Below are 20,020 nucleotides of genomic sequence, written 5' to 3' on the forward strand. Positions count from 1 at the left end.
TCGGTCAAACACCCATCTGGCGGGCGGCGCTAACAACTCCCCAGTTGTTCTTATTTACTAAGTACATGTCGCTCGCCAATATAATTTACACGTGGACGGAACAAACGATTATTTGCATGTTGCTCAATAACGTGCGCACATAACCCCACTGTTCTAGAGCTAAAGAAGATTGGGGTGTAAAGTTGAATTGGAATACCTAGCATCCAATATACTGGAGCTGCATAATAATCAAGATTTGGATAAATTCCTTTTTCCTTCTCCATAATCTTTTCTCCAGCTTCACACATTTCATATAGTGTATAATCACCTTTTACATCACATAACTGTTTTAAAGCTTCCTTCATCATAAGTGCTCTTGGATCCATCTTCTTCATATAAACACGGTGTCCAAAGCCCATAATTTTTTCTTTGTTATATAGTTTCTTCTGTAATAACTCTTCAAATTTCTCAACATTACCAGCTTCTAAAAGCATGTACATAACCGCTTCATTTGCACCGCCATGTAAACTTCCTTTTAAAGATGCAACTGCACCTGTTAAAGCACCGTATAAATCTGATTGTGTTGATGCAATAACGCGAGCTGTAAATGTAGAGTTTGGCATTTCATGCTCACTATATAAAACAAGGGAACGATCAAAGATCTTTTCCTCAAGTTCAGTTGGTTTTTTACCAGTTAACATATAGAAGAAATTCGCACTATAAGATAATTCTTTAAGAGGTTCAATTGGCTCCTCATTATTTAAAATATGATAGCTATTCGCTACAATGTTTGGCACTTTACTTAACAGCTTGTACCCTCGGCTTTTATTCACTTCTAACGAGCGGTTTTCGATATCATTATCGTAACCAGCTAACGCTGACACACCTGTACGTAATCCATCCATGGGATGCGTCTCTTTAGGCAATGCCTTTAGTACGTTGAACACACCTTCTGGTACTGCATATTCTTCTTTTAATTTCTTTTCAAGTGTTGCTTTTTCATCTTCATTCGGTAGATGTTCCTCCAATAAAAGGTGCACAATGTCTAAATACTCTTTTGTTTTTGAGAGTTCGATTAAGTCATACCCTTGAATTACAATTTCACCTTTTACTGTGTCAAGAAACGAGATTTTCGTCTCCGCTGCCACTATACCATCTAATCCCGGGGAAAATTTCTCTTCAGCTTTCATCATTATTTCCTCCAATCCTAATAGATCTTCGTGCACATAACTGTAAGCCTTTACAATATTGTGAAACTACATTTCTATTTCAATGTATCAGAGTTTTTAGAAGATTTCAATTTATTTTATAATGATAAGTTTCCTACACTTTTCTTACTGTAACAATACAATTTTTTGAAAATAATTCTTATATTTTATAAAGAAAGGATAGACTTCTTTGCGTATTTTCAAAAACAAAATATAAAGATTTTTCATATAACACCGCCAAATATACAATTATTCTAATTTTATTTGAGAAATAGAAAAAACGAGCTGTACATAAATACAGCTCGTTACTATATGATATTTATTTCACTATCTCTTAAATATAATTTTTATATAAAACTTATTCATTTTTAATAAAGTTATTATTTTACATAATTAAATTGAATTTCTTCCATTTCCTCATGATAACTTACAAATAAATCATAGTTTTGAAAATACCAAAGATCATCAGAATCTACAAAAAATATAATACCTTCCTTCTCAACTGACACTATTTCGCCATCGGGTTTCTCAGCAACAACCCCTAAAGAATATCCGGGCTGAATTGAACTATCCCCTCCGTACCTTACAGTAAAACGTACAGATTCACCGTGCTTTATACGTAATTCTTCCTGGAACCATTGCAGAGCTTTACGATCAATTGAAATTCTCATCTTTATTCCTCCAGTTTACGCAAACTCTTTTTTTCCTAATCGTTGTTTTACAAAGAAGACGAAAATAATTAAGGCTATCAATGCTGAAATTGCACTCCCTGAAAATAAAATACGATAACCAAACATTTGTGAAACAACTCCAAGTAAAATAGCACCTAACCCGATTCCTAAATCAAACGCTGTAAAAAATGAAGCATTTGCAACTCCTCTTTTACTCGGATCGACAATTGTAAGCATTGCCGCTTGCAAAGCTGGCTGCGCTGAACCAAATCCAATACCGTATAATGTTGCTGCGATAATTACACCTATCAAACCATTTGAGATAGTTAAAACAACTATAGCTAAAATAGTAATACATAATGCTGGAAGTATGATGAATACTTCTCCATACTTATCTAATAGTTTCCCTGAAATTGGTCTTACAATTGTTAATGCAATTGCATATACAAGAAAGAAAGTTCCCGGGTTTACATGAATTGATGATGCAAATAACGGTAAAAAGGTTGTTATTCCTCCATATGCAAACGATAAAAAGAATACTACAATCGTGATTGTTAATACGGATTTCTCAAATAGCTGAATTTTCCCTTTTTCTTTTTGTGGCGTAAATGGGATCTTCGTTATTAATGATAATACAACTGCCATAAAAGATAACAACGTCGCTAATAAAAATAGACCATCAAATGAATAATTTTGCACAACCCATAATCCAATCATAGGTCCAATCGCCATTGCAATTGTCATCGCCATCCCATACCAACCCATACCTTCACCGCGGCGTGAATCTGGAATAATATCCGTTATTGCTGTTCCAACAGCTGTTGTAGAAACAGCCCATGTTACTCCGTGAATAACACGTAAAACAGCTAAAAGGACAATAGTCGATGCTATATTATAGGAGTACATCGTTAAGCCAAAAAAGATGAGTCCGAAAATAATAAAGGATCTTCTACCATATTGATCTAACATTCCTCCAATAATCGGTCGTATTACAACAGCAGCTATTGTAAACATCCCCATCATAAGTCCAACTTGCGATTCATTGCCACCTATCTCTTTAATAAAGAGCGGGAGCGTTGGAACAAGTAAATAAAATCCTGTAAATAAAAATAACATTGCGAAAGTCATTTGAATAAATGATTTCGTCCATAATCGTTCCATAAAAATACCTCCATACACTCGTAAAATATTACGATTAACACCCTCATTGTATATTTTTTTTATCTCTTTTCCCTCCGCAAATAGACGTATCTTTTCATATTAAATAGTCCACCATCAGCTTACATTAGTCTTAAGACTTTGTACGCATGTTTTAAACGAAAGTCCTATATATGTACCTTTATACGTGTGAAAAGAATATACTAATTTATTAACTCAACTTAGGAGTGAATATTTCATGTGGGTATTATTAAGAGTAACTGCCGTAGTTCCTTCGACTCCTGGGATACATGTTCCTGCAGTTCATACAGCTAGCTCCGATGTAGGAATTGAACTTCCCGCAACTTGGCAGCAATATCAAATTCCCGGTCAAGTTACCCCATCATTTTGGCATCATGGTACACACCCCAGTAGTACTCCCATTCATAGCCATAGTTATCCTCCACTACCTCCGACTCAAGTCTTTTATCATTTCCCTTCAATTTTTTTCCAAAATTTTCATGGTACGTTTAACATTTAATAGCTATCACTGTATTACCCCTACATTTTAATAAGGCGAACCTTTAATCCAGTTTCAACATAACAAAGTCGAATTCCTTAAATAAGAAATTCGACTTTTTAATTGTTTTCCAAACTAAAGTAACCGTTAAAGAAAGACATTTATTAAAGATTTGAATATAATTTTTACTTATTTAATACTTTATATGATTCATCATAGTTAGTCCCTTTGCGGGATAACCAACACATACCATCATTTGCAAGTAGACTTTTCTCTCTTTACGTTAATTCACTCTTTTTCTTCTATCTAGCCCTTAACATTACATTTTCTGTAGCAAAATGAAAAAAGCACTTAAGATTGTAATTTTCACAAATCTTAAGTGCTTTTTAATATTTTTTATAAATTTTTCTTATTGTCCATTATTGGCAGGAACCTCTCCTGCATTTCCACCATTATTTGGTTGTACTGTTGCAGGTGGGGTTGGAGTTCCTTGACCTCCATTATTATTCGCTGGAGGTGTCGTTCCTTGACCTCCTCCGTTATTTGCTGGAGGTGTCGTTCCTTGGCCTCCTCCGTTATTCGCTGGAGGTGTCGTTCCTTGGCCTCCTCCGTTATTCGCTGGAGGTGTCGTTCCTTGGCCTCCTCCGTTATTTGCTGGAGGTGTCGTTCCTTGACCATTTCCGTTATTTTGTTCATTTTGTTTCTTTTCTTCTTCTTGTTTCTTTTGCTCTTCTAGTTTCTTTTGTTCTTCTTGCTTCTTAAGTTCCTCTTGTTTCTTTTGTTCTTCTTGTTTTTTCAGTTCTTCTTGTTTCTTTAATTCTTCTTGCTTTTTCTCTTCTTCAGTTTTTTGCTGTTGATCTTGTTTTGGTTGCTCCGTTGTATCCGGTACGCTAGTATTTGGCGATGAATCACGTTTTTCACCTTTTATACGTAGCTCACTACCTTCTTGAATAACACTACTTGGCATTTTAAAGCGTGATTTATCTGTAGCCATTTCGCTCATCATTTCTTTAAAGATCAACTGTGCAATTTTCGTATTTTTACTACTAATATACTCGTCTTTACCATCTTTCATATACCCAGTCCATACTGCCATCGTATATTGCGGTGTATATCCAGCAAACCAACTATCACGAGTTGCACTTTCTGGAATTTTATATTGAGCTAATTGCTTTGATGAATAGTTTGTCGTACCCGTTTTACCAGCTACATCTAAAGAGCCTACATTTGCCGATGTACCAGTACCCGATGTAACTACAGAACGAAGCATATCAGTAATCATGTATGCGGTAGAATCTGTCATAACTTGTTTTGGTTTTTGTCCAAAACTTTGTGACTTACCGTCTGGATAAACGACTTTCTTAACAAAATGCGGTTTCGTATATTTACCTTCATTACCAAATGCCGCATAAGCACCCGCTATTTCAGTTGGCGATACTTCATTTGTACCAATCGCTGTCGATTCCGTCGGTGCTGTATTAAATGTAATACCTAGTTTCTCAGAGAATTCTTTTGATTTACTAATCCCTACTTCTTTTGCAGTTTTAATTGCAGGAATATTACGCGACATTTTTAATGCTTCACGCATCGTAATTGGACCCATATGACTTCTATCTGCATTTCGAACTTCTTGACCCGTTGAATACTTAAATGGAGAGTCATCGATTTGATGATACGTAGCCCATTTTAAATATTCAATTGCAGGAGCATAGTCGAAAATTGGCTTCATCGTTGAACCAGCTGCACGATCTAATTCAATTGCCATATTATGCCCTTTAAATACAGCTTTATTTTCTCCACGGCCACTACCTATAGCACGAACTTCTCCTGTTTTCGTATCCATAAATGTGAATGCACCTTGGAATTTATCGTTTGGATAATCAATGATATTATTATTTAAAATATTATCAGCAAGTTTCTGTGCTTTCGGATCTAACGTTGTATAAATTTCTAAACCGTCAGAACCAATATTAGCATCTGGCAATTCTTTTTCTACTTCTTTCACAACTGCATCCATAAATGCAGGGTATGGCATTGTTTGTAGTTGAGCTGCAGGCTTGAGTCCCTTTTCTACGTCAACTTTTATTGCTTCTTCCATTTCCTGTTTTGTTATATATCCATGTCGATTCATTAAGTTTAGAACAACATTTCTTCTTTCTGTTGCTTTTTGAACATTTTCTTTTTTCGTTGGATCATAGTTATTCGGTGCTTTCGGTAAACCTGCAAGCATCGCAACTTCTGGTAATGTTAAGTCCTTCAATTCTTTACCATAGTAGTTTTGTGCTGCTGTTGCGATACCATATGAACGATTACCTAAGTTAATTTTATTTAAGTACATCTCTAATATTTCATGTTTTGAATACTGTTGTTCTAGCTTATAAGCTAAATATATTTCTTGCGCCTTACGCTTTGGTGTTTTATCCATAGATAAGAAGTAGTTTTTAATAACTTGCTGCGTTATCGTACTTCCACCTTGAGAGCCATAATCTCCTTTAAGACTCACTAAAACAGCACGGGCAGTACCTTTAAAGTCTACTCCGCTATGCTCATAAAAACGTGAATCTTCTGTCGCTAAAAATGCATTTTCTACTAATTTAGGTATTTGATCATACGTAACATTCGTCCTTTTTTCTTTTCCATATTCATATACCAAATCCCCGTTTTTATCATAAATTTTTGAGGATAACGGATTAACAAGTTTTGCTTTTTCCAGTTTTGGTGCGTCCTTAATCATTACGAAAAAGGTAGCAACCCCCGCCACTAAACCTACAATACCAAGTAATAAACAAGTAATTAAAAACTTGCGGAAAAATGATGTTTTACCTTTTGGTTTTTGTGTTTTAGAAGCTGGTTGTTTTTTCTTTTTAACTTGTCGTCGCTCCTCGCGAGAACGATAATTTTCTGACATGTTACTTTCTCCTGCCTTTCAATTCTCCCGTTGATTTAATTAAAAATATTGAGGTCACTTTCGTAAATACGTTTAGGCAAGAAAGTGTACTGACCTGGAGCATTCAATATTTTCCTAATTCACAGATTACAAATTTTAGAATGGCTCTTATACATACTATTTTCACTTCTAATTTTCTAATAATGCTGCCCCTTTTAGCATAATAATGAAAGAAGTGAATTTTTATTACCTCGTATAAATAATATACCTTTTTTTCAAATGGTCAATATTTTCTTATTAATAAATCAAAGGTGAAATAAAAATAGCATATCGATATGAACTTCGTGTGAACTTACTTATAATTACGTATAACCAATATTAAATATATTGAATATAGGTATAATACCTCTTTAATTATAAAGATTTCAACACCACAATACCGTTACCTACAAAGAATTATTAAAAATGAAAAATAAGGAGTTGCATAATAATGAAGCTATCTCCGGTTACCTCAAAAAATATAGTTGCTGTTGGTTATAATCCTTTTTCTATGATTTTGCGAATCCAATTAAAGCATGGTATGTATGATTTCTTTAATGTACCAGAAAGCATTTATACTGGCCTATTACATGCACAATCTAAAAGTTATTATCATAATACTTACATTAAAAATTCTTTCCGCCACACAAAAATTTAAACTTAACACCCACTAAAAAAAGAAAGGAGGTTAATCCTCCTTTCTTTTAAAAACATTTGGCAGATGAATTATCTTCGATTTCTCTTATTAATTTCATCATATGCTTGAATTTGTTTTTTCAAACGCTGATCAGCTTTTTTATCATGCACTACAAGAATTGCGTGTATAACTCCTGGAACCCAAAATATTAATGTTAATATGAAATTTATGATTGCCTGAATTGGTTTTCCACAAAATAATACAGCAACAGGTGGAAGAAAAATTGCTAATAAATACATCATCCCTTGAAAACTCCTTATTTTGTATTTTATATATCACTTTTCAAAATATACGCAAAAAAACCTACTACCATTTTAATCTTAACCTGCCTCTAAAATCAATGTATCTCCTTCTATTTATATAAGTATTTCAGACTTTTCATTGTTTTCTAGCCTATTTTCTTCCTCTATTGCAGTTATTCCAATTGCGGAAATTAACGTTCCTATCGCTTGTATCCAAATACCAATGAGTGCAATGATTCTCTCATCCTTCTTATCAAAAATACTATCTTTATTTTCTTTCTCATCTTTCAATACATTTAAAACACCTTGATACGCTTGTAATCCAGCTCCTAAACTTTGCATGGAGTTACCCAGTATAATAATTTTCTGTAATACATTTATATCCACCAAAGCTGCTTCTACTCCTAAAAAAGCACCAATCGATTGTAAACTGTTCCCTGTAATGATAAGATAATCATTTTCTTTCAATTGTTCATTTATATTAAAATATATTCCTATTACATTTGATATATTTCCTAATGCTAATAACTCAATTCCTATTTGATCAAGTAATTTACTTTGATTCTCTCTTTTTTCTTCCCCATCATCATAATTGCTCGCAATGATTTGTAATATATACCCGAGGGCTTGTAATGAGCTTCCTACAATAACAAGTTCCGATTCAACTTTCTCTTCTCCAATAAATCCTCTTGTCGTTCCAATAGCAGCTGTAAGATTCCCCCCTACTTGAAACCATGCCCCTGTCACTTTTAAACTGCTTGGATTCATTTTTATCACCTATTCAAATATTTTCTAAAGCTTTCAAAACAAACAAATCTCACCCTTAATCTTTTATTTTATTTTTCAGATGTAATTTTGTGAATGATCTAATGTGCTACTAATATAAAAAGCACCTTAAAGGTGCTTTTTATACGCATGCTGGGCATGTCAATGAATCTCCATTTTTATCTATTGTTATATTCAATATATATTCAATTGCGTTATGTGACCAAGTTTCAGGTGTAGGCGATTCATTTATATATTGTGGCGCACATGACTTCAGCATTGGAGTACTAATACTCCCCCCAGGATCTAAAGCAACTACAGCCATGCCATGGGGTAATTCCAGGGCCATAGATTTAGTGATACCTTCAATTGCAAATTTCGAGGCACAATATGGCGCAAGCTCAGCTTCACCTTCTCTCCCCCAACTAGAACTCATATTAATGATAATTCCTTCTTTCCTAGCTACCATTGCGGGAACAAACGCTCTTATTACATTTACTACACCATTCACGTTTACATTCATTACATTTTCGAATTCTTGAGCCGTAATTTTCCAAAGTTGTGCATTTTGATTTACAATCGATGCATTATTTATTATCAGATCGGGAGCCGTATGTCTATTAAATATATAATTTGCCCAGTTATTAACTTGCTGAGAATCTGAAACATCAATTACTTGGAAATCATGTATTTTACTGTACTGTTTTTTTAGTTCTTCAATTTTATCTTTTGAACGTCCACAACCATATATGTTCCACCCTAATTCATGAAATCGATCAACCATCGCACGTCCTAACCCTTGTGTCACACCTGTAATAATTACAGATTTACTAATTTCTTTTCGCTTCATTTCTCTCATCCTCCTTCCCTATATCTTACTCTCTTCATTTTTATTCAGCGATTTACTATAGTATCAACTCAACTCATACTTTAGTAATGGTTTTGATATTGCATACATAAGCAAAAAAAGTAACCATCATGGTTACTTTTTGCTATATATCTAAAAATTCATTGTTTATTTCATTATTGTTTTTACATTTCAACTTCTCTTTTCCACATTTCTCACACTGGTAAATATAAACTACACCTAATATACCTTTTTTAAAATCCTCATTATCCTGCATCTTAATAAAAATATATTTATGTTTACAATGCGATTCACCCAAATAATTTTTAAACCACTTTTTCAACACAACACATTCCACCTTTATGATAGAACCTTTATTTAGCTGCTTTATTACATACTTTTATTTAAATGTTCAATCTCATCTTGCAATTTTTTAAATTGCTCAAAATGCATGGTAATAGATTGGCTACTGCCATAATCAACATTTTGTTTCACTAATATAACACCCGTGTCATGAAAAAGCGCTTCAAGTTCTTTCCTAATAGACACTTTCGCAATATGAGCTGTTTTAATTGCAGATAAAATTGCAATTTCATTAAACTTTAATTTTATTTCATTTGGACAAAATGCGTCTTCAACTAATATAACTTCATTACTATAAATTAATGCAACAAGATTACTTGATTTGGCATCTGTTAAATCAACTTTTTTCATAATATCTTTCATTACATTTTGCCTCCTTTATTTTCATATATATCAATTATACAAATTTTTTAAAAAAATTACTCAACTTTATTATATTAATTTTAACACACTTTTATTGAAATCCACGCTCCAAACGTTTTACTATTCCACAATTTTTATTGTATGAACCATCTGGACTATAACTCCATATAGTAATGTTAACAACTTATTATAAAGCAGGTGAAAATTATGCCATCAGTTGTAGGAAATTTAGTTGTACAAAATAGCAATGGATCATTTAACTTAGGTGATTTCTACAACGTATCTCCGAAAGAAAATACGAAAGCTTATAATGGTTCCGGCGCATCAAACGTTGGTTTTGTTGTTAATACTTTTAACGGTGTTAGCGCGACCAATACATTTGATTCTGACCTTGCAGATCAAAACCAAGTGGGTACAGCCTAATCTTATGTTCAACTTTCTGTATAGAAAATTTTAATTTGTCTATACTATAATCAGGCTGTTTGACAGCTCTTGTTGATTTTGGAGTACCCTATCTTTTTCTCCCTTTCCCTGGGGCTCAGCAGCTAGCACGAAGCTAGCTGCTTTTTCTTGTATTATTTGTCTCATAAATCAGAAATAAAAGAAGCTGCCATTTAATATTCAGCTTCTTTTACGTTATTTCAATAATATCCATAGCGTTAAATACGTAAGTTTTATAAAAGGCGTCTGTACAAATTACAATTTGTTTTACCGGATTGATATGTACAACAGTCATGTAGCTTGTTAGTATGTAACCATCTTCAAAATATGTTACCAATATTTCTTTCTCAGACAGTAATGACGTTAATAATTTATCAGAAATTCTCTCTTTTGCTTCATTTGTTAAAAGCGGTTTTTGTACTTTTAATTTCTCTCCAATAATCTTTCTCATATTTAAAAGTTGTTCGGACATTACTGTAAACGGAACCCACTCTCTTTCTTCTTTTTGTATCTTTACATCGTTCATTTTTTATCTCCTTGATCATTTATACATTTATTTAGCCATACTATCCCTTAGTTATTTTTAATACTCACTAAACTCGGATTTACTTCTAAACTATAATTAGGTTACTTCTTGAAAGAACATTCGTTCCTATTATACACGAACTTACGTTCTTTTGAGAAGAGCCATACTTATTATTTCTTAACAAAAAACATAATTTTATTTATCTCCATACTTTTTTCCTTTATCAAATAAACTTCTCATTTCTTATATAACATGCATATAACAACTAAAAGGCGACTTCACCCAAAGTGAAATCGCCTTTTTCTAAAAAATATTTCAAAGCTTATTTTTCTATCCTAACTAATGTTCTTTCTGGAATACATAATTCATCTATATTAAAATGATTTATTTTTAAGTTCAATTCCCCTACTCGTTCCTTATCTTCATCACCAACCCAACAACTAAATAATTCGAAATAGTCTCTATCTTCCAAATAACCTTCCATAAAGTTAAAAGTTTTTCTTTCGCTTCTTTTTTTCCTTTACATTTTGCCACTCGACAAGTTCAATTCCCCAACTAGTTGAAACCTCATATGTGTAATTTGTTTGGAATTGATAATCTTGTACAATTTCAAGCATACTTTCATCTGAAAAACACGGTCCAAAAACAATTAGATTATTAGAATCCGGATCCGTTAACGGAATTTCTACATTACAGCCTGTGTAACTTGCTAAACTCATTTTATACTCCTCCAGTATTCGTATAAAAAATACTTCATAGTATATTTATTTATTTAAATATAAAATCCCTGCCTAAACGAAAAAGTTTTAAATTTTTATCGTTTATTAACCATCTATAACTGAAAACATATACTATGATGAACGAACTCACAAAGCATAAGAAAAGAGAGCATTTACAACACTCTCTTTTCTTACATACTCTATGGAACTTTACAAAACTGAATCAATGATTTTTATTATTATATTTTATTACATATACTTAGGTTGTACTATTATATGTAACTCTCTCTCTGTATCCGCTTTTTTCGGATGACGAAAATAATTAAGTTCGTACTTTAACACTTTATACTCAACCATCCCGATTTTAATCCCTTTCGTTTCTTTTAATATAGCTAATAAATCACTTACATTTTCATCATATGACTCAAAAATTTTCGCGCCGCCCTCTCCTTGAAAGATTACTTTCATATATTCTCCACCACCTTAATTTATTGATGTGATAAATGACGCGTTTAAAACGATTCATTCTTTATCCTAAAATTTTCATATGAAAAAGAACATCCTTTCCAATCGAATGCTCAGCTTTTTACTAATTATCCATGTTAAATATTTATTCAAAGACATTATATGTATTATTTTTTAAATTATGTTCGATATCCATTATTAAAGAGTAAATATATGTAATAAACTTGCATAATGAAAACCGTAGAATATCCACTTTCGTTGAAAAAATTATAATCCATAATTTTCCATTGTAATTCTTAATATTTAAATGTAATATTGTATTGTCTTACTATCTATTTATAACTCACACACTAATTAGAAAAGGGAACTCTATATGAGTTCCCTTTTCTAATTATGATTACAGTCATTATTTCTTTTCTAGAAATTTAAATGTATCTTTAAATTCTTTATTATTCACTTTAATATCAGCATCTTTCAATAAATCATTGACTACTTGTTGTTTCCATTTACCTGTCGTATCTTGTAGTCTTTGTTGTTCTATATCTTTACGAATTTTATCCTTTACTTCATCAAATGGCTTCAATTCTTTTTTATCCGTCACTTTAATAATATGGTAACCGTAAGTTGTTTTAACCGGCTCACTTACTTGGCCTGCATCTAATTTATACGCAGCTTCCTCAAATTCTTTCACTGTTTGTCCAGGGGCAAAACCAGATATTTCCCCGCCCTGTTCCTTTGAACCAGTATCTTCTGAATACTGTTTTGCTAAGGCAGCAAAATCTTCACCATTATTTACTTTCTCCTTTATTTCTTTAGCCGTTTTTTCATCTTTCACTAAAATGTGACTTACTTTCATTTCTGGTTTATAGTTATCTTTCACATCTTTATCTGTAACTGTTGCTTTAATTGCTTTCTCAAATGCAATTTCTGGCTTCATTTTTTCTTTTAATTCATCTTCATTTTTCAACCCAAGTTGTTCTAAAGTCGATTTAAAGTTTTCACCCATTTTATCTTTTGCTTCTTCTACTTTCTTTTTTGCTTCCTCATCTGAAACTTTATATTTATCTAGCAATGCCTTACTTAACATCATTTGATATAAAGTACTTTCTCCATATTGTTGTCGTAATTCTTTACTTAATTCTTTCTCTGTAACATTTCCTACTTTTGATGTTACTACGTTGTCTGAGGAACCACATGCAGATAATGCTAGCATCATGCATGAAATAATTGTTCCAATAAATATTTTCTTCTTTTTCAATTCAAATACCTCACTTTTATCATTATGCAAATTAACTATACACAGTCATTGTGAAAACAGTGTGTTTTCTACATGTAATTCATTTCATATGAGTTGACTATGTATCATGTATTTTCATTTTTAAATATAAAGAGCCTTCTTACTATGCATAGTAAGAAGGCTCTTTATATAATTCTCAAAAAAATATAGCTTCTATAGTTGCTTAATAATTACATGTTTTTCAGGTATCCAACTATTCTGTCCGATATCTACCGCATTTCCCACTCTACCCCACACTCGAAAAGATGTCGATCCATCTATGTTTCCTTTATAATTCATACATTCAGGCTCTTCATAATAATTTACTCCGTAACCGACAGGATATTTTGAAGTTGCATAAAACCATTTCACATTAAAATGTTTTAAATATACCCACTGCTTATCGTTCCCTAAACAAATCATATCTTGCTCACCGCCTCCCCAATAACCTGCTAAGATTAAATATGGAATTTTTTGAGTGAGTGTACCTGTAAATTGAGGATTCATGGGGTTTTCATATAAATTTATTCCATATCCATCAGGATATTTCGAAACTGCAATACCAATGCCATTCGGTTGCTGTGTATACACTATGTTAGATTGATTTGCTTTGTTCGAATTTATAAACCAAGAAAGTGACTTATTTCCTACTAATCGATTCAGATCACATTTCCCAATCCCAGGAACATTCCCTGAATCCGTATATTGCCACATATCGCATGGATATGCTGGCTTATTCCCTCCATAACGAGGGATCCATACGAAATCAGCTTCAATATTACGTGCTCCAAATGATAGATACGTGTGATGCCCTACATATAATCCTACTTTTTCCGCACCTAAACGGCGTAATTCATCAATAAATGCCTGTGTCCCGCCTTGCATATCTACCATCGTTTGAACTTCTACGTCCGCTACCCAAAACTTAGCAGATTGATCACCACGATTCCAAAAATCTTGTGCCTCTTTCTTTGCATCAGCAATAGATATAAAACGACAAAAAGCATAATTACCGAATGGGATACTATGCTTTTTCATTTCACTAACATAATTTTGATACATAAAATCCACCGTATTAGAGCCATCTTGAACTCTAGCAATCACTAAATCTAGCTGAGATGCTGCAATATCCCAATTGATAGTTCCATTCCATTTTGAAATATCTACAATATACCCCATACATTCCAGCTCCTTTTGAATGTCCTATTCATAGCTAGTTTTATTGTAAGCCTCCTCTCTCTAAAACTAGCTATCTATAATATAAGTAAAAAGAATCTTTACTGTTTTTCAAAATATATTCTCTTTCAGAAATATTTCTATTAGCTTTAACATGTATGTCACAAAAAATATTCTCATATTCGAAATATACCTTACTATTTGTTATGTAGTCTCATCCTATCAATTTAGGTATTGAACATTTTTATAGATATTAGAAAAAATCCTCTTATATTATTAACTTAAAACTTCCAGTATCAATTCCCTTTCAGTTAATAAAAATCACTACTCATTTTCTATATATTATTAAGTCAAATGTTGAATTTTTTAATTCATTAAAATTTGTGATCCAAGGTGGCGAAAGCTGAACTTGTACATTTTCTTCCAATATTTTATACTACCTCCTTATACCATTCTTACTAACATAATATGTAACAAACTAAAAAATGCATTAGTTATATTAATTAAACATTTTATTTCACATTCTCAATTTCCCCTTTACATCTTTAAGCACTTTTACTACTATGAAATTCTTTATTATAAGCAAATCCACTGAAATTTCATATTATACTAATACGACTCTATATCCTTTAAATTATAATACTCAATATTAGGAGCTGATTTCATGGAAAAAAAACCTATCGTGTTTAAAATTCCACCAAATTCAAAACTAAAAGTTACATTTTTCGGTCCTTGTAACGAAGTAATTACAAATGTGTCTATAATTAATCAACTATGCACCCCTAAATGTCAAACTATCACGCAATATCCAGACTTTAAGAAATATGTAACTGAAGTACGATCGTTATCCCGTTGTTAGTCCGCATAATGCACGATTTTCACAACTTTGTTACCTAAAAATAACTGAGAAAGAAAATAACTGCATTCCTAGACTAAAATTACTCATTTTATGATATTCCATTGATAATTCATTGATTTTTTACACGTTTTTATTAAAAGAACATATATTATCGTATGGAGATTATCCACTCATAAAACCTATCTTTCTTTGGAGCGTACTTATTATGTATGCTCTTTTTTTATGTAACCGTCCCCCTTCTAAATTGGCCAACAATATATTAAAATTCTTTATATACTCAAGGAGGTCAAATATGTTCAAGCTGCATCCGATACTACTCATCTTAGGATTGATTTTGTTTTTATATAGTGTAATCGCCTTTACGCTATTCTTTTCAGTGTATTAGCATTCCCTACACAAATCTATGTTCAATATATAATTTCTATATAGTAAAGAAAAAACGTAATGATACGATCTTTTATGTATTCCGTCTTTCTTGTTCTATAAGAAAACTAGTAAACTTACTAACAATGAGTTTTCACAAGCATGTTACTTATTATTCTGTTTATTATCTGAAGAAGGTTGAAGCCCCTACAAATTAAACTACGCTTTACCTATTTACTTATATATTTTAGAAAAACAATAATAATCCCCCACCATTTGGTAAGGGGATTAACTAAACCTACTAAAAAGCATTTAATAGTCTGTTTTATTTAATTGGAGAAGGAAATCTTGCTGCTTCAAAATGTGCCCCATCTTCTAAAGGACTTAAAACCCCATCTATACTACTTTGTGCATAAATCTCAACTTCATCCCCTGCATTCAATTGAACAATCGTCGAAACACTTACGACATTTCCAAAACTTATTGGACCAAAAAAGTCATTATCTATAGCTATCGCTGCGTTTCCATTCACACGAATTTCTACACGCGCTCTATAATTTAAAGTTGGATCGTTTGGAAAGAAACCAATCGTTCCAATAATAGAATATACACCTTTAGTCTTCGGCGTAAAAATAGATGTTGCTGGATTATACTCATTCGCTAAATCAAATTGTTCATTTTGAAATAACACTTTCACAAAAGTATTAGCAGGAACATTTTGATTCACAGTATTTCTAGCTCTAAATGCCGATGCTCTAACAAGATTGTCCTTATTATCATGACACTTACTAGTGTTCTTACAACAATCATGATGCTTCTTTTTATACTCCTTACAATACTTACAGTAGTAATAACAAGACATACTAATTCCCCTTTCAAACTTATTACTACATATTATGTAAGATTGATTTATAAGGTTTGGACTAGCTATTTTTCTTATTCATAAGGGCGCTATTAATCTACACCCTTATTTATATAAACCACTTCATTCCTTACTAGTTATAAGTTGTATATAGTTCCATATGGAATAGTAAGAAAAGAACTTCCGTACGGTGTAACATGATGTACTGGATAAAAATACTCTACGGATGAGTAATATGGTTGTACTCCTTGCTGCTGCATTTGCATTTGTTGTTGCATTTGCAATGCTTGTTGAATAGCTTGGACTGTACTTTGTGCTCCACTATACGTTATAGACGTACCATACGCTGGTCGTATGCCAGCTTCAGAATTAAAATATGAATAAAACATGATCTTCAACTCACTTCCGTATAATTTATTACAAATTATATTATGATTCTTTATTTCAGTAGGTACTATAAGCTAGTCCGCTCGCTTATATTCAAATGACAAAATAAAACAGTAGCTGCTAGACTACTTTGAATTCTTCTTATTACCAAATGAAATGATATACATATTCTCCGGTTACACGCTCATCGATTCCAGCAACCCTAACGAACCTAAGTAAATCCGCCCCTTGAAGAAAATATATCGACATCGTAACCGGTACTTGTGACCACATGAATTGAAAAAGCTCATTCACCCTCTGATTCGTCGTAATGATTAGATCATTTACAGGTCCATGATTCCATGCAGAGGTTTGAACTGAAGTGAAAGAAAGGTCTTTCCCATTAACCACTATTCTTGCCACGCTTTGAGTTATGTCCACAATACTCCCCTCCAACATTACAAAAATTGGACCTTTTTTAGTTCATATTATTATAAATATTCTTGACTGTAATAAATGTTTAAGGCAAATCCCTAATAAAGTGAAACTTTAATCAGTGGGGGTCTTACTGCCCGTTAATGCGGGATACAATTTTTTTATTCATATCCCTCAATTCCCATTACAACCATATAATTTCTAACCTAATTCAATTTTTGTAAAAGTTAAACCAGCAAATGTAAATTCCATAAAAGTATTAGAAAAATTAAACTTTACTTTTGAAGGTACTCTGAGAAAAAGCGAAAAATCAGCTGGAAAGCTTATCGATTTAAATATTTATTCGAAATTAATAAGCAATTAATTTTAGTCACTCTGCCCATACTCAATCAAAGTTTGGGCTTCTTTAATTTCTGTATAAAATTCAAAAGTTTGACACAATCCTGGAAAAAGCTTATAAAGAAAAGTGAGGTTCCGTTATTTTCACACTTAGTAGCGCAGTCATGTTACATACAATTTTATAAGTGTGAACGAACTACAAAACTAAAAAACAAATAATAAGTTTGCAACATGTTTGCAAATACGAATTTTGCATATAAATTCGTGTGATATTGAAAGGAGTTTTACTTATGAAAGAAATTAAAACAGAACAAGAATTCAAAGACATCATCGCAAGCGAGGAGCCAGTAGTTGTTAAGTTCTTTACTACATGGTGCCCAGATTGCGTACGTATGGACAACTTTATCGGAGATGTAATGGAAGAGTTCAATAAATTTGAATGGTATTCTATTAATAAAGATGAGTTTCCAAGTATCGCTGAAGAGTATCAAGTAATGGGTATTCCAAGTTTACTTGTATACCAAAACGGTGAGAAGCTAGGCCACTTACATAGTGCTAATGCAAAAACTGAAGAGCAAGTTACTGAGTTTTTAGAAGCATACTAAGTTGAAAGCCCTCTGGAAAATATTTTTCAGAGGGCTTTCATCTGTTTTCATAATTATCTTTTGACGTTTTTCATCGTTTAATGAATTACACCTTGTCATGATAAGAATAATACGTAGTAAGAAAAGTACTCGTTTCCTCATCCATCTACCCTCCTATCTCTTTAGTAAATAAACTCTAATTAGGTTCACACCCTAACTTTGTACTTTTCAACATATTTTTCCTTCACGAAACTTTGTTATCCCCTTCTTAAAAAGCTATAAAACGTCAACAATGTTTGTATAGACCCACACGACTTTCGTTTGATACTCTATTTATAGAAAGAAATTCCTTTAAAGAAAGGTGAGTGATTAAAATGGATACTCTTTCTCATAAAGAAGCTGATAAAGGTGCTATTGTCAGCATTATGGCCTACATATTTTTATCCTCTATGAAAATCATCATCAGTTATATTACCCTCTCTAGCGCATTACGTGCTGACGGTTTAAATAACTTAACGGATATCGGTGCTTCTTTAGCGATATTAATTGGTCTAAAAATATCTCGTAAACCTCGTGACCCAGATCATCCGTATGGGCATTCGCGGGCCGAACAAATCGCATCACTTGTTGCGTCCTTCATTATGGCAACAGTCGGATTAGAAGTTGTTATTAGTGCCATTCAATCTTTCTTAAATCCGAAACAAGCAGCGCCTAATATACTCGCTGCATGGGTTGCTTTATTTTCTGCTGTCGTTATGTACTGCGTGTATTTGTATACGAAAAAAATTGCAGCACGAACAAAAAGTAAATCATTAGAAGCCGCTGCAAAGGATAATTTATCAGATGCACTCGTAAGTATTGGTACCGTAGTAGGTATTGTCGGTTCTCAGTTCCAAATGCCTATTTTAGACCCTATTGCCGCTTTAATTGTCGGTCTTATTATTTGTAAAACTGCATGGGAGATTTTCGTAGAATCTTCTCATATGCTTACAGATGGAATTGATCCTGATAAAATGGAAGAATACGCTGATGCTATTGAGCATATTGGCGGTGTGGAAAACATTGTAGATATTAGAGCACGTATGTATGGGAATCAAACGTACGTTGATATTACAATTGAAGTAGATGCTCGCATGGATGTTGGAGAAAGTCACTGTATTACCGACAACATCGAAGCTATGCTTCGCAAAAAGTTTGGAATTTACCATGCACACATTCATGTTGAGCCAATGAAAAAAGAACCTATTATGACATAGGTTCTTTTTTTATGAACGTTTTATGGAATATAACACATAAAACGAGCCAGCTACCACCAGCTGCCCATCCTGCTAATATGTCAGATGGATAGTGCACGCCAAGATATATTCGGCTAACTGAAATAGATAATACAACAAAGCTTGCTATAAGAATAATTAACAATTTTTTATGCAACGAAATACGCTCTTCAGTAATTGTGACGTATGCAATAAATCCTAAAAAAGCAGTAGCATTCATCGTATGACCGCTCGGAAAACTATATCCAGTTGCAGTAACAAGCTGCGTGACATCAGGTCTTGCTCGTTCGTACCATAGTTTAAGCATACTGTTTAAATAACGAGATCCGTAGTAATTAATTGTTAGAAGTAACGCACTAAGCAACTTTTTTCTAACGAGAAAATACATTACAAGAATAATGAGTAATGGAAAATATATTCTTTTGGAACCGATAAAAGACACCCAAGTAAAATAGGTCGTCAAATAATCGTTTCGAAAGCTTTGAATAAAATGTGCGACTATATTGTCAAAGTTCTCAATACAAGCGGTATGATACGAAAGTGATAATACGACAAAACAAATGAGTAACGTAAAACTTAGCAAGTATAAATGTCGATATCGTTTCACATACATAACC

The 20,020-nt window shown here is 32.7% G+C and carries 24 protein-coding genes and 1 pseudogene; 7 read left to right on the forward strand and 18 right to left on the reverse strand.

What is annotated here, in order from left to right; genetic code table 11:
* Positions 1 to 50: 50 nt before the first annotated feature.
* From mmgD to AB6801_RS00840, 3 genes are all read right to left on the reverse strand, one after another.
* Positions 51 to 1,172 carry a citrate synthase gene (gene mmgD, locus AB6801_RS00830; protein ID WP_001987369.1) on the reverse strand — a complete coding sequence of 374 codons (1,122 nt, stop codon included), beginning with the start codon at positions 1,170 to 1,172 and terminating at the stop codon, positions 51 to 53.
* Positions 1,173 to 1,567: 395 nt separating this feature from the next.
* Positions 1,568 to 1,858 (reverse strand): HesB/YadR/YfhF family protein, encoded by a 291-nt coding sequence (locus AB6801_RS00835; protein ID WP_001222842.1) that lies wholly within the window; start codon positions 1,856 to 1,858, stop codon positions 1,568 to 1,570.
* Positions 1,859 to 1,873: 15 nt separating this feature from the next.
* Positions 1,874 to 3,019, reverse strand: a complete 1,146-nt coding sequence (locus AB6801_RS00840) for an MFS transporter (protein ID WP_000440662.1) — start codon at positions 3,017 to 3,019, stop codon at positions 1,874 to 1,876.
* A gap of 235 nt (positions 3,020 to 3,254) precedes the next feature.
* Between AB6801_RS00840 and AB6801_RS00845 the strand changes: the two genes are divergently transcribed.
* Positions 3,255 to 3,536, forward strand: coding sequence for a hypothetical protein (locus AB6801_RS00845; RefSeq protein WP_000270088.1), 282 nt, complete (start codon positions 3,255 to 3,257; stop codon positions 3,534 to 3,536).
* A 388-nt stretch (positions 3,537 to 3,924) separates the two neighbouring features.
* On the opposite strand, the gene AB6801_RS00850 is transcribed toward AB6801_RS00845, so the two are convergent.
* Positions 3,925 to 6,423, reverse strand: coding sequence for a transglycosylase domain-containing protein (locus AB6801_RS00850; RefSeq protein ID WP_001293942.1), 2,499 nt, complete (start codon positions 6,421 to 6,423; stop codon positions 3,925 to 3,927).
* Positions 6,424 to 6,892: 469 nt separating this feature from the next.
* Here AB6801_RS00850 and AB6801_RS00855 point away from each other — a divergent pair, with 469 nt between their 5' ends.
* Positions 6,893 to 7,099, forward strand: coding sequence for a KTSC domain-containing protein (locus AB6801_RS00855; RefSeq protein ID WP_000777843.1), 207 nt, complete (start codon positions 6,893 to 6,895; stop codon positions 7,097 to 7,099).
* Between the two features lie 68 nt (positions 7,100 to 7,167).
* On the opposite strand, the gene AB6801_RS00860 is transcribed toward AB6801_RS00855, so the two are convergent.
* The 5 genes from AB6801_RS00860 to AB6801_RS00880 form a co-directional block, all read right to left on the reverse strand.
* A complete protein-coding gene (locus AB6801_RS00860) occupies positions 7,168 to 7,380 on the reverse strand; it encodes a YqaE/Pmp3 family membrane protein (RefSeq protein ID WP_000990218.1) in 213 nt (70 codons plus the stop codon).
* A 114-nt stretch (positions 7,381 to 7,494) separates the two neighbouring features.
* Positions 7,495 to 8,148 carry a DUF6944 family repetitive protein gene (locus AB6801_RS00865; RefSeq protein ID WP_001070041.1) on the reverse strand — a complete coding sequence of 218 codons (654 nt, stop codon included), beginning with the start codon at positions 8,146 to 8,148 and terminating at the stop codon, positions 7,495 to 7,497.
* 139 nt (positions 8,149 to 8,287) lie between these two features.
* Positions 8,288 to 8,995: an SDR family oxidoreductase gene (locus tag AB6801_RS00870; RefSeq protein ID WP_000823058.1), complete on the reverse strand. Its 708-nt coding sequence runs from the start codon at positions 8,993 to 8,995 to the stop codon at positions 8,288 to 8,290.
* A 142-nt stretch (positions 8,996 to 9,137) separates the two neighbouring features.
* On the reverse strand, positions 9,138 to 9,338 hold the full coding sequence (locus tag AB6801_RS00875; RefSeq protein ID WP_000915140.1) for a hypothetical protein: 201 nt from the start codon (positions 9,336 to 9,338) through the stop codon (positions 9,138 to 9,140).
* Positions 9,339 to 9,382: 44 nt separating this feature from the next.
* Positions 9,383 to 9,718 (reverse strand): hypothetical protein, encoded by a 336-nt coding sequence (locus tag AB6801_RS00880; RefSeq protein ID WP_000651907.1) that lies wholly within the window; start codon positions 9,716 to 9,718, stop codon positions 9,383 to 9,385.
* Positions 9,719 to 9,925: 207 nt separating this feature from the next.
* On the opposite strand from AB6801_RS00880, the gene gerPF reads away from it, so the two are divergent.
* Entirely contained in the window at positions 9,926 to 10,141 is a 216-nt protein-coding gene (gene gerPF, locus AB6801_RS00885) for a spore germination protein GerPF (protein WP_001141565.1), read from the forward strand.
* Between the two features lie 208 nt (positions 10,142 to 10,349).
* Here gerPF and AB6801_RS00890 read toward each other — a convergent pair whose 3' ends face one another.
* The 5 genes from AB6801_RS00890 to AB6801_RS00910 all read right to left on the reverse strand — a co-directional run bounded on the left by AB6801_RS00890 (position 10,350) and on the right by AB6801_RS00910 (position 14,324).
* The gene (locus tag AB6801_RS00890; protein WP_001999741.1) at positions 10,350 to 10,685 is read right to left on the reverse strand and encodes a YolD-like family protein; all 336 of its coding nucleotides are present in this window, start codon (positions 10,683 to 10,685) and stop codon (positions 10,350 to 10,352) included.
* Positions 10,686 to 11,173: 488 nt separating this feature from the next.
* A complete protein-coding gene (locus tag AB6801_RS00895) occupies positions 11,174 to 11,404 on the reverse strand; it encodes a KH domain-containing protein (protein ID WP_000050527.1) in 231 nt (76 codons plus the stop codon).
* A gap of 249 nt (positions 11,405 to 11,653) precedes the next feature.
* The gene (locus AB6801_RS00900) at positions 11,654 to 11,872 is read right to left on the reverse strand and encodes a hypothetical protein (protein ID WP_000864279.1); all 219 of its coding nucleotides are present in this window, start codon (positions 11,870 to 11,872) and stop codon (positions 11,654 to 11,656) included.
* 403 nt (positions 11,873 to 12,275) lie between these two features.
* The gene (locus tag AB6801_RS00905; RefSeq protein ID WP_000727342.1) at positions 12,276 to 13,127 is read right to left on the reverse strand and encodes a peptidylprolyl isomerase PrsA; all 852 of its coding nucleotides are present in this window, start codon (positions 13,125 to 13,127) and stop codon (positions 12,276 to 12,278) included.
* Positions 13,128 to 13,319: 192 nt separating this feature from the next.
* Positions 13,320 to 14,324, reverse strand: a complete 1,005-nt coding sequence (locus AB6801_RS00910; protein ID WP_000540659.1) for a glycoside hydrolase family 25 protein — start codon at positions 14,322 to 14,324, stop codon at positions 13,320 to 13,322.
* 661 nt (positions 14,325 to 14,985) lie between these two features.
* On the opposite strand from AB6801_RS00910, the gene AB6801_RS00915 reads away from it, so the two are divergent.
* Positions 14,986 to 15,180, forward strand: a complete 195-nt coding sequence (locus tag AB6801_RS00915; RefSeq protein WP_000412557.1) for a hypothetical protein — start codon at positions 14,986 to 14,988, stop codon at positions 15,178 to 15,180.
* 688 nt (positions 15,181 to 15,868) lie between these two features.
* Here AB6801_RS00915 and AB6801_RS00920 read toward each other — a convergent pair.
* The 3 genes from AB6801_RS00920 to AB6801_RS00930 all read right to left on the reverse strand — a co-directional run bounded on the left by AB6801_RS00920 (position 15,869) and on the right by AB6801_RS00930 (position 17,212).
* On the reverse strand, positions 15,869 to 16,405 hold the full coding sequence (locus AB6801_RS00920) for a C1q-like domain-containing protein (protein WP_002100961.1): 537 nt from the start codon (positions 16,403 to 16,405) through the stop codon (positions 15,869 to 15,871).
* Positions 16,406 to 16,542: 137 nt separating this feature from the next.
* Positions 16,543 to 16,794 (reverse strand): DUF3947 family protein, encoded by a 252-nt coding sequence (locus tag AB6801_RS00925; protein ID WP_000500091.1) that lies wholly within the window; start codon positions 16,792 to 16,794, stop codon positions 16,543 to 16,545.
* Between the two features lie 142 nt (positions 16,795 to 16,936).
* On the reverse strand, positions 16,937 to 17,212 hold the full coding sequence (locus tag AB6801_RS00930; protein WP_000355689.1) for a hypothetical protein: 276 nt from the start codon (positions 17,210 to 17,212) through the stop codon (positions 16,937 to 16,939).
* A 202-nt stretch (positions 17,213 to 17,414) separates the two neighbouring features.
* Between AB6801_RS00930 and AB6801_RS00935 the strand changes: the two are divergent.
* The 3 genes and pseudogenes from AB6801_RS00935 to AB6801_RS00945 form a co-directional block, all read left to right on the forward strand.
* Positions 17,415 to 17,570 (forward strand): annotated as a pseudogene (locus AB6801_RS00935) (GNAT family N-acetyltransferase); the annotation flags it as partial.
* 265 nt (positions 17,571 to 17,835) lie between these two features.
* A complete protein-coding gene (locus tag AB6801_RS00940) occupies positions 17,836 to 18,150 on the forward strand; it encodes a thioredoxin family protein (RefSeq protein WP_000658787.1) in 315 nt (104 codons plus the stop codon).
* A gap of 353 nt (positions 18,151 to 18,503) precedes the next feature.
* The gene (locus tag AB6801_RS00945; RefSeq protein ID WP_000380380.1) at positions 18,504 to 19,385 is read left to right on the forward strand and encodes a cation diffusion facilitator family transporter; all 882 of its coding nucleotides are present in this window, start codon (positions 18,504 to 18,506) and stop codon (positions 19,383 to 19,385) included.
* Here AB6801_RS00945 and AB6801_RS00950 read toward each other — a convergent pair.
* Positions 19,375 to 20,010: a phosphatase PAP2 family protein gene (locus tag AB6801_RS00950; RefSeq protein ID WP_000833370.1), complete on the reverse strand. Its 636-nt coding sequence runs from the start codon at positions 20,008 to 20,010 to the stop codon at positions 19,375 to 19,377. The genes AB6801_RS00945 and AB6801_RS00950 overlap by 11 nt on opposite strands.
* Positions 20,011 to 20,020: the final 10 nt, after the last annotated feature.

It is taken from the genome of Bacillus sp. RCC_6_1 (assembly GCF_041360755.1).
GTDB classification, from domain to species: Bacteria; Bacillota; Bacilli; order Bacillales; family Bacillaceae_G; genus Bacillus_A; species Bacillus_A cereus.